The sequence below is a fragment of the Citrobacter sp. S46_ASV_140 genome (assembly GCF_018919545.1).
GTDB classification, from domain to species: Bacteria; Pseudomonadota; Gammaproteobacteria; order Enterobacterales; family Enterobacteriaceae; genus Citrobacter; species Citrobacter braakii.
Window position 1 is genome coordinate 39,643 of record NZ_JAHLRC010000027.1, and the last position, 10,262, is coordinate 49,904.

At 53.9% G+C, this 10,262-nt stretch carries 6 protein-coding genes; all 6 read left to right on the plus strand.

The genetic code is table 11. The features are described from left to right. The first annotated feature begins 61 nt into the window (after positions 1 to 61). Positions 62 to 556: a leucine-responsive transcriptional regulator Lrp gene (lrp, locus tag KQJ19_RS09950; protein WP_002439523.1), complete on the plus strand. Its 495-nt coding sequence runs from the start codon at positions 62 to 64 to the stop codon at positions 554 to 556. A 134-nt stretch (positions 557 to 690) separates the two neighbouring features. After that, on the plus strand, positions 691 to 4,635 hold the full coding sequence (gene ftsK, locus KQJ19_RS09955) for a DNA translocase FtsK (RefSeq protein ID WP_216403609.1): 3,945 nt from the start codon (positions 691 to 693) through the stop codon (positions 4,633 to 4,635). A 111-nt stretch (positions 4,636 to 4,746) separates the two neighbouring features. Continuing rightward, positions 4,747 to 5,358, plus strand: a complete 612-nt coding sequence (gene lolA, locus KQJ19_RS09960) for an outer membrane lipoprotein chaperone LolA (RefSeq protein ID WP_003831898.1) — start codon at positions 4,747 to 4,749, stop codon at positions 5,356 to 5,358. A 10-nt stretch (positions 5,359 to 5,368) separates the two neighbouring features. Further along, positions 5,369 to 6,712: a replication-associated recombination protein RarA gene (gene rarA, locus KQJ19_RS09965; protein ID WP_181220605.1), complete on the plus strand. Its 1,344-nt coding sequence runs from the start codon at positions 5,369 to 5,371 to the stop codon at positions 6,710 to 6,712. 92 nt (positions 6,713 to 6,804) lie between these two features. Continuing rightward, a complete protein-coding gene (gene serS / locus KQJ19_RS09970) occupies positions 6,805 to 8,097 on the plus strand; it encodes a serine--tRNA ligase (protein WP_003831902.1) in 1,293 nt (430 codons plus the stop codon). Positions 8,098 to 8,333: 236 nt separating this feature from the next. After that, positions 8,334 to 10,262 (plus strand): DMSO/selenate family reductase complex A subunit (locus KQJ19_RS09975; RefSeq protein ID WP_216403610.1); only part of this gene is annotated, 1,929 nt, incomplete at its 3' end.

Sequence of the window (10,262 nt, forward strand, 5' to 3'; positions counted from 1 at the left end):
TGAACAGTGATGTTGGTAGAGTCAGGCAGGAGTAGGGAAGGAATACAGAGAGACAATAATAATGGTAGATAGTAAGAAGCGCCCTGGCAAAGATCTCGACCGTATCGATCGTAACATTCTTAATGAGCTGCAAAAGGATGGGCGTATTTCTAACGTCGAGCTTTCTAAACGTGTGGGACTTTCACCAACGCCCTGCCTTGAGCGTGTGCGTCGGTTGGAAAGACAGGGTTTTATTCAGGGCTATACAGCGCTGTTAAACCCGCATTATCTGGATGCATCACTTCTGGTTTTTGTTGAGATTACTCTGAATCGTGGCGCCCCGGATGTGTTTGAGCAATTTAACTCTGCAGTACAAAAACTTGAAGAAATTCAAGAGTGTCATTTGGTTTCCGGTGATTTCGACTATTTGTTGAAAACACGCGTACCGGATATGTCGGCGTACCGTAAGCTGTTGGGGGAAACCCTGCTGCGTCTGCCTGGCGTGAATGACACACGTACTTATGTCGTAATGGAAGAAGTCAAACAGAGCAATCGTCTGGTAATTAAGACGCGCTAACACGGAACAGGTGCAAAATCGACGCAGTTTGATTACACTCCTGTTAATCCATACAGCAACAGTGCCGGGGCAACCCGGTGCTGTTGTCCGTTTTAGCATCGGGCAGGAAAAGCCTGAAACCTGGAGAGCCGTTTTTGAGCCAGGAATACACTGAAGACAAAGACGTCACATTGACGAAGTTAAGCAGCGGGCGCCGACTCCTGGAAGCGCTACTGATCCTTATTGCCCTTTTTGCCGTCTGGTTGATGGCTGCCTTACTCAGCTTTAACCCTTCGGATCCCAGTTGGTCGCAAACCGCGTGGCACGAACCTATCCATAATCTGGGGGGAATACCCGGAGCATGGCTGGCAGACACACTGTTCTTTATTTTTGGCGTCATGGCCTACACCATTCCCGTCATCATTGTCGGCGGCTGCTGGTTTGCATGGCGACACCAGGCCAGCGACGAATACGTCGATTATTTTGCCGTTTCGCTGCGTATTATTGGCGTTCTGGCGCTGATCCTTACCTCCTGCGGGCTTGCCGCAATCAATGCCGATGACATCTGGTATTTTGCCTCTGGCGGCGTGATCGGCAGCCTGCTCAGCACCACGTTGCAACCATTACTGCACAGTAGCGGCGGTACGCTGACGCTATTGTGCATTTGGGCTGCGGGATTAACGCTGTTTACCGGCTGGTCATGGGTGAGCATTGCGGAAAAACTGGGCGGCTGGTTACTCAATATCCTGACGTTTGCCAGCAACCGTACCCGTCGCGACGATACCTGGGTCGATGACGAAGAATATGAAGATGAAGATGAGTCTTTCGACACCGCTGATGGCAAACCTCATGAATCGCGTCGGGCGCGTATTCTGCGCGGTGCGTTAGCGCGCCGTAAGCGTCTGGCGGAGAAATTTACCAACCCGCTTGGCCGTCATACTGATGCCGCGCTATTTTCCGGCAAACGCATGGATGATGAAGACGAAATTGAATACAGCGCTCGTGGCGTTGTTGCCGATCCTAACGATGTGCTGTTCTCCGGTAATCGTGCGACGCTGCCTGAATATGACGAACTTGACCCACTGCTGAATGGTCATTCGGTGACAGAGCCAGTTGCCGCCGCAGCTGCAGCGACAACGGCAGCTCAGGCCTGGAGCGCACCGGTTGATCCGCTGCTGCAAACATCGCCAGTGACCAATACGGTTATGGAACAACCGGCCCCAGCCGTGGCCTGGCAAGCCGTGCCTGGTCCGCAAACCGGTGATGCGGTGATTGCGCCAGCGCCTGAGGGGTATCCTCAGCCAGCCCACTACGCACAGCCACCGGTGCAGCAGCAGTATGAACCATGGCAGCAGCCGGTTGTGGAAGAAAGTCCGCAGCCGCAGGGATTTACCGCGGAGCACAACTGGCAGCCTGAACCTGCATATCAGCCGGAGCCCGTGCAGCAACCTGTTTATCAGCCGGAATCAACCTTTCAACAAAACGCCGCGTTCCAGCAGCCTGCGGTTGAACAACCGCCTGTAGTGGAACCTGAGCCGGTGGTTGAAGAGGTTAAACCGACTCGTCCGCCACTCTACTATTTTGAAGAAGTTGAAGAGAAACGTGCACGTGAGCGCGAGCAACTGGCCGCCTGGTATCAGCCGATTCCAGAGCCTGCTCAGGAGCCTGAACGTGTTAAGCCGTCTATGCCGACGGCAGCATCCATACCGCCCGTTGAGTCAGTTGCTGCCGTTGCGCCGCTGGCCGCCGGGGTGAAAAACGCCGCTTTAGGGGCGGGTGCGGCTGCCGCAGCACCTGTCTTTAGTCTTGCGGGTAGCGGTGCACCGCGTCCACAGGTGAAAGAGGGGATTGGTCCGCAGTTACCGCGTCCGAATCGTGTGCGCGTACCTACTCGTCGGGAGCTGGCGTCGTATGGCATAAAACTGCCGTCACAACGTATGGCTGAAGAGAAAGCGCGCGAAGAGCATCTTGATACAGACGCGTACAGTGACGAAGAAATTGACGCAATGCAGCAAGATGAGCTGGCGCGTCAGTTCGCCCAGTCGCAGCAGCACCGCTATGGCGAGGAGTATCAGGATGATGCCAGTCAGACTGATGATGATTCAGCCGCAGAAGCGGAACTGGCTCGCCAGTTTGCCTCTTCCCAGCAGCAGCGCTATTCCGGTGAACAGCCTGCCGGAGCGAATCCGTTCTCGCTTGATGACTTTGAATTTTCGCCAATGAAAACGCTGGTGGATGATGGTCCGCATGAGCCGCTATTTACTCCAGGCGTAATGCCGGAGCCTGCGCCGCAGTACCAGCAGCCTGTCGCACCGCAGCAGCATTACCAGCAGCCAGCGCAGCCTGTCGCACCACAGCAGCATTTTCAGCAGCCGGCGCAGCCTGTCGCACCACAACAGCATTACCAGCAGCCAGCGCAGCCAGTCGCACCGCAGCAGCATTATCAGCAGCCAGCGCAGCCAGTCGCACCACAGCAGCATTATCAGCAGCCAGCGCAGCCAGTCGCACCGCAGCAGCATTATCAGCAGCCGGCGCAGCCTGTTACACCATCGCCGCAGGATAGTCTGATCCATCCGCTCCTGATGCGTAATGGCGACAGTCGTCCGGCGCACCGTCCAAGTACGCCGTTGCCATCGTTGGATCTGCTCACGCCGCCGCCGAGTGAGGTTGAGCCGATAGATACTTTCGCTCTGGAGCAAATGGCTCGTCTGGTGGAGGCTCGTCTGGCGGACTTCCGCATTAAAGCCGATGTAGTGAACTACTCACCTGGTCCGGTTATTACTCGCTTTGAGCTTAATCTTGCTCCAGGGGTTAAAGCGGCGCGTATTTCCAACCTGTCGCGAGATCTGGCGCGTTCATTGTCGACCGCAGCGGTACGCGTGGTCGAGGTAATTCCGGGCAAACCGTATGTCGGGCTGGAGTTACCCAACAAAAAACGTCAAACCGTTTATCTGCGCGAAGTGTTGGATAACGCCAAATTCCGTGATAACTCATCTCCGCTGACCGTGGTACTGGGTAAAGATATTGCGGGCGAACCCGTGGTTGCCGATCTGGCGAAAATGCCGCACCTGCTGGTGGCAGGGACAACCGGTTCCGGTAAGTCGGTTGGGGTGAACGCCATGATCCTCAGCATGTTATACAAGGCGCAGCCGGAAGACGTTCGCTTTATCATGATTGACCCGAAAATGCTGGAACTGTCGGTTTATGAAGGCATTCCGCATTTGCTGACTGAAGTTGTGACCGATATGAAAGATGCTGCCAACGCCCTGCGCTGGAGCGTCAATGAAATGGAACGTCGCTACAAGCTGATGTCGGCGCTTGGCGTGCGTAACCTTGCCGGTTATAACGAAAAAATTGCTGAAGCCGCCCGTATGGGGCGTCCGATTCCGGACCCGTACTGGAAGCCGGGCGACAGTATGGATGTTCAGCATCCGGTGCTGGAAAAACTGCCGTATATCGTTGTACTGGTGGATGAATTCGCCGACCTGATGATGACCGTGGGTAAAAAGGTGGAAGAACTGATTGCTCGTCTGGCGCAAAAAGCGCGTGCGGCGGGGATCCACTTGGTGCTGGCGACCCAGCGACCGTCGGTTGACGTTATCACTGGTCTGATTAAAGCAAACATCCCAACGCGTATCGCCTTTACTGTGTCCAGTAAAATTGACTCGCGTACCATCCTTGACCAGGGCGGCGCGGAATCGCTGTTGGGTATGGGTGACATGCTGTATTCCGCACCAAACTCAACGATCCCAGTGCGTGTACACGGCGCCTTTGTACGTGATGAAGAAGTTCACGCTGTGGTTCAGGACTGGAAAGCGCGCGGTCGTCCACAATACGTTGACGGCATAACGTCTGACAGCGAAAGCGAAGGCGGCGGTGGCGGCTTTGATGGTGGCGAAGAGTTGGATCCGCTGTTCGATCAGGCGGTAAACTTTGTTACCCAGAAACGCAAAGCCTCAATCTCCGGCGTCCAGCGTCAGTTCCGTATCGGTTACAACCGAGCGGCGCGCATCATCGAACAGATGGAAGCGCAGGGAATTGTCAGCGAGCAAGGGCATAATGGTAATCGTGAAGTGCTGGCTCCGCCGCCCTTCGAATGATTGCAAAGTTAAGTAATTCAGTATTTTCTACTTTCCTCATGCTGATTTTTGGCCTGAAATGGATAGCAGAGGGATCTCCCCGTTGGGAGTGACGTATTTTGAGGAATAACGATGAAAAGAATCGCAATCACCTGTGCATTATTGTCGAGCTTTGTGGTGAGCAGCGTGTGGGCAGATGCTGCCAGCGACCTGAAAAGCCGCCTGGATAAAGTCAGTAGCTTCCATGCCAGCTTTACTCAGAAGGTCACGGACGGTAGCGGTGCGGCGGTGCAGGAAGGTCAGGGTGACTTATGGGTTAAACGTCCTAATCTGTTTAACTGGCATATGACGCAGCCTGACGAGAGCATCCTGGTTTCCGATGGTAAAACGCTGTGGTTCTTTAACCCGTTTGTTGAGCAAGCGACTGCGACATGGCTGAAAGACGCCACGGGCAACACGCCGTTCATGCTGATTGCGCGTAACCAGGCCAGCGACTGGCAGCAGTACAATATTAAGCAAAATGGCGATGATTTCGTGCTGACGCCAAAAACCAGCAGCGGTAACCTTAAACAGTTTACTATCAATGTTGGGCGTGACGGGACGATCCACCAGTTCAGCGCCGTTGAACAAGACGATCAGCGCAGCAGCTATCAGCTGAAATCTCAGCAGAATGGTGCGATTGAACCCTCTAAATTCACCTTTACCCCGCCGCAAGGTGTAACGGTTGACGATCAACGTAAGTAGAGGCGTGTGAGTGAGCAATCTGTCGCTCGACTTTTCTGATAATACTTTTCAGCCGCTGGCCGCGCGTATGCGGCCAGAAAATTTAGCGCAGTATATCGGCCAGCAGCATCTGCTGGCTGCGGGCAAACCCTTGCCGCGCGCTATCGAGGCCGGGCATCTGCACTCCATGATTTTATGGGGACCGCCGGGGACCGGGAAAACGACGCTTGCCGAAGTTATTGCCCGTTACGCTAACGCCGATGTCGAACGAATTTCGGCAGTTACGTCTGGCGTAAAAGAAATTCGTGAAGCGATTGAGCGTGCGCGTCAGAACCGTAACGCGGGGCGACGCACGATCCTGTTCGTGGACGAAGTTCACCGTTTTAATAAAAGCCAACAGGATGCGTTTTTACCGCATATTGAAGACGGTACCATTACGTTTATTGGCGCTACCACTGAAAACCCCTCGTTTGAGCTCAACTCGGCGCTGTTGTCGCGTGCACGCGTTTATTTACTGAAATCGTTAACTTCCGACGACATTGAACAGGTGCTGGACCAGGCGATGTCAGACAAAGCGCGTGGTTATGGCGGCCAGGATATTATTCTGCCGCCAGAAACGCGTCGGGCTATTGCCGAACTGGTTAATGGTGACGCGCGGCGGGCGCTGAATACGCTGGAAATGATGGCCGATATGGCCGAAGTTGATGATTCCGGCAAGCGCGTATTGAAACCAGAATTGCTCACCGAAATTGCCGGTGAACGTAGTGCGCGTTTCGATAATAAAGGCGATCGTTTTTACGATCTCATCTCCGCATTACACAAGTCGGTACGTGGAAGCGCCCCAGATGCGGCGCTTTATTGGTATGCGCGAATTATTACCGCTGGTGGCGATCCGCTGTATGTTGCCCGTCGCTGTCTGGCGATTGCCTCAGAAGATGTCGGCAATGCCGATCCCCGCGCCATGCAGGTGGCGATTTCCGCATGGGACTGTTTTACCCGCGTGGGACCCGCGGAAGGCGAACGCGCGATTGCTCAGGCGATTGTTTATCTAGCCTGTGCGCCGAAGAGTAATGCGGTTTACACCGCCTTTAAAGCCGCGTTGTCTGATGCCCGCGAACGTCCGGATTACGACGTGCCGGTTCACCTGCGCAATGCGCCGACTAAGCTGATGAAAGAGATGGGCTACGGTCAGGAGTATCGTTATGCCCATGATGAGCCTAATGCCTATGCCGCCGGAGAAGAGTACTTCCCGCAGGAAATGGCACAAACGCGCTATTATCGCCCCACAAACAGAGGTCTTGAAGGCAAGATTGGCGAAAAGCTCGCCTGGCTCGCCGGACAGGATCAAAATAGCCCTATAAAACGCTACCGTTAGTGTTATCGTTGCGGTAATGTTATCTCTGTATCCCTGTGACCGCAGGCTGTGGTCACTTTCTCCTATTTTAATTCGATAAGCACAGGATAAGCATGCTCGATCCCAATCTGCTGCGTAATGAGCCAGACGCAGTCGCAGAAAAACTGGCAAGCCGGGGCTTTAAGCTGGATGTAGATAAGCTGCGCGCTCTTGAAGAGCGTCGTAAAGTTCTGCAGGTACAAACTGAAAACCTGCAGGCAGAGCGTAACTCGCGATCGAAATCCATCGGCCAGGCAAAAGCGCGCGGGGAAGATATCGAGTCTTTACGTCTGGAAGTGAACAAACTGGGCGAAGAGCTGGATGCCGCGAAAGCTGAACTTGATACCTTACAGGCCGAGATCCGCGACATTGCGCTGACTATTCCTAACCTGCCAGCGGACGACGTTCCGGTGGGTAAAGATGAAAATGACAACGTCGAAGTCAGCCGCTGGGGTACTCCGCGTGAGTTTGATTTCGAAGTGCGCGATCACGTTACCCTGGGTGAAATGCACACGGGTCTTGATTTCGCCGCGGCGGTTAAGCTGACCGGCTCTCGTTTTGTTGTTATGAAAGGGCAGATTGCGCGTATGCACCGTGCGCTGTCTCAGTTCATGCTGGATCTGCATACCGAACAGCATGGCTATAGCGAAAACTACGTCCCGTATCTGGTTAACCACGACACGCTGTACGGTACAGGCCAACTGCCGAAATTCGCTGGCGATCTGTTCCATACCCGTCCGCTGGATGAAGAAGCTGACAGCAGCAACTATGCGCTGATCCCAACAGCAGAAGTTCCGCTGACCAACCTGGTGCGCGACGAAATCATCGATGAAGATGCGCTGCCGATCAAAATGACTGCGCATACGCCGTGCTTCCGTTCTGAAGCAGGTTCTTACGGTCGTGACACGCGTGGTCTGATCCGTATGCACCAGTTTGATAAAGTTGAGATGGTGCAGATTGTTCGCCCGGAAGATTCGATGGACGCGCTGGAAGAGATGACCGGCCATGCCGAGAAGGTCCTGCAACTGCTGGGTCTGCCGTATCGCAAAATCATCCTGTGCACTGGCGACATGGGCTTCGGCGCATGCAAAACTTACGATCTGGAAGTGTGGATCCCGGCGCAGAATACCTATCGCGAAATCTCCTCTTGCTCCAACGTGTGGGATTTCCAGGCTCGTCGTATGCAGGCGCGTTGCCGCAGCAAATCCGACAAAAAGACCCGTTTAGTGCATACTCTGAACGGTTCCGGTCTGGCGGTTGGGCGTACGCTGGTTGCGGTAATGGAAAACTATCAGCAGGCTGATGGCCGCATTCAGGTTCCGGAAGTATTACGTCCGTACATGAATGGCCTCGAATTCATCGGCTAAGCTACCTTTCTCTGCTAAAAAAGCGCCTCAGGGCGCTTTTTTTATGCCCGTTTGACGTCGGACAATAACGACTACTCCCATAGGGGTAATACTGACTTCGAATGAAAGTCAGTATTTTTCTCTGTCTTTTAGCAAATTCAGTTTCTACCAGCCCGTATATCGATATTAACGTTATATAAAAAACTATACATCGAATATTTGTATTTTGTTTATTGTGAGCAGCAGAGTGAGCCACTATGAAAACTAAGATCCCCGATGCCGTGCTGGCAGCTGAGGTTACTCGCCGCGGTTTGGTGAAAACGACGGCGATAGGCGGACTGGCGGTGGCCAGTAGCGCGTTTACCCTGCCATTTACCCGGATTGCAAATGCTGCAGAAGCCCTTAATCCGACGCCGATTAATGAGAAAGTGATCTGGAGCGCGTGTACGGTGAACTGCGGCAGCCGCTGCCCGCTGCGTATGCATGTGGTCGACGGTGAAATAAAGTATGTCGAAACCGACAACACCGGCGATGACAACTATGACGGTCTGCACCAGGTACGCGCCTGTCTGCGTGGTCGATCCATGCGTCGCCGAGTCTATAATCCCGATCGTCTGAAATACCCGATGAAACGCGTTGGTAAGCGTGGCGAAGGAAAATTTGAGCGCATCAGTTGGGATGAAGCCTACGACATCATTGCCAGCAATATGCAGCGTCTTATCAAAGACTACGGCAATGAGTCTATCTACCTGAACTACGGTACCGGTACGCTGGGTGGCACTATGACGCGCTCGTGGCCGCCGGGTAAAACGCTGGTGGCACGGTTGATGAACTGCTGCGGCGGCTATCTTAATCACTACGGTGACTACTCTTCAGCGCAAATCGCTGCCGGGTTGAACTATACCTACGGCGGCTGGGCTGACGGTAACAGCCCGTCCGACATTGAAAACAGCAAGCTGGTGGTTCTGTTCGGTAATAACCCTGGTGAAACCCGTATGAGCGGGGGTGGGGTAACCTATTACCTTGAACAGGCGCGACAGAAATCCAATGCCCGCATGATCATTATCGATCCCCGTTATACGGATACCGGTGCGGGGCGTGAAGATGAATGGATCCCGATCCGTCCTGGTACTGATGCGGCGCTGGTCAATGGTCTGGCGTATGTCCTGATCACCGAAAATATGGTTGACCAACCGTTCCTCGACAAATACTGCGTGGGTTACGACGAGAAAACCTTACCGGCCGACGCGCCGAAGAACGGTCACTATAAGGCGTATATTCTTGGGCAGGGTAAGGATGGCATTGCCAAGACCCCGGAGTGGGCGGCGCAGATTACCGGTATTCCCGCTGAACGTATCGTCAAACTGGCGCGTGAAATAGGTAGCGCTAAACCGGCATACATCAGCCAGGGGTGGGGGCCGCAGCGTCATGCTAACGGTGAAATAGCGACCCGCGCCATTTCTATGCTCGCTATCCTGACCGGTAACGTTGGGATCAACGGCGGCAACAGCGGGGCGCGTGAGGGCTCATACAGTTTGCCGTTCGAGCGTATGCCAACGCTGGAAAACCCTGTTGAAACCAGCATCTCAATGTTCATGTGGACGGACGCGATTGAGCGAGGCCCGGAGATGACGGCCCTACGTGACGGCGTACGCGGCAAAGACAAGCTCGATGTTCCTATTAAGATGATCTGGAACTATGCCGGTAACTGTCTGATAAACCAACACTCTGATATTAACCGCACGCATGAAATCCTCCAGGACGAGAAGAAGTGCGAGATGATCGTCGTCATCGACTGTCATATGACTTCCTCGGCGAAATACGCGGACATTTTGCTGCCGGACTGCACCGCCTCTGAGCAGATGGATTTCGCGCTGGATGCCTCATGCGGGAACATGTCCTATGTGATTTTCACCGATCAGGCGATCAAACCACGCTTCGAATGCAAGACTATCTACCAGATGACCAGCGAGCTGGCGAAGCGCCTTGGCGTTGAGCAGCAGTTTACAGAAGGTCGTACTCAGGAAGAGTGGATGCGCCATCTGTATGAGCAGTCCCGCAAAGCGATTCCTGAACTGCCTACGTTTGAAGAATTCCGTCAGCAAGGGATCTTTAAACAGCGCGATCCGCAAGGACATCATGTGGCGTACAAGGCATTCCGTGAGGATCCTAAAGCCAATCCGCTG

Coding starts and splice junctions, on each gene's coding strand:
- serS (WP_003831902.1), top strand. CDS start 6,805: ATGCTCGATCCCAATCTGCTGCGTAATGAGCCAGACGCAGTCGCAGAA.
- lolA (WP_003831898.1), top strand. CDS start 4,747: ATGAAAAGAATCGCAATCACCTGTGCATTATTGTCGAGCTTTGTGGTG.
- lrp (WP_002439523.1), top strand. CDS start 62: ATGGTAGATAGTAAGAAGCGCCCTGGCAAAGATCTCGACCGTATCGAT.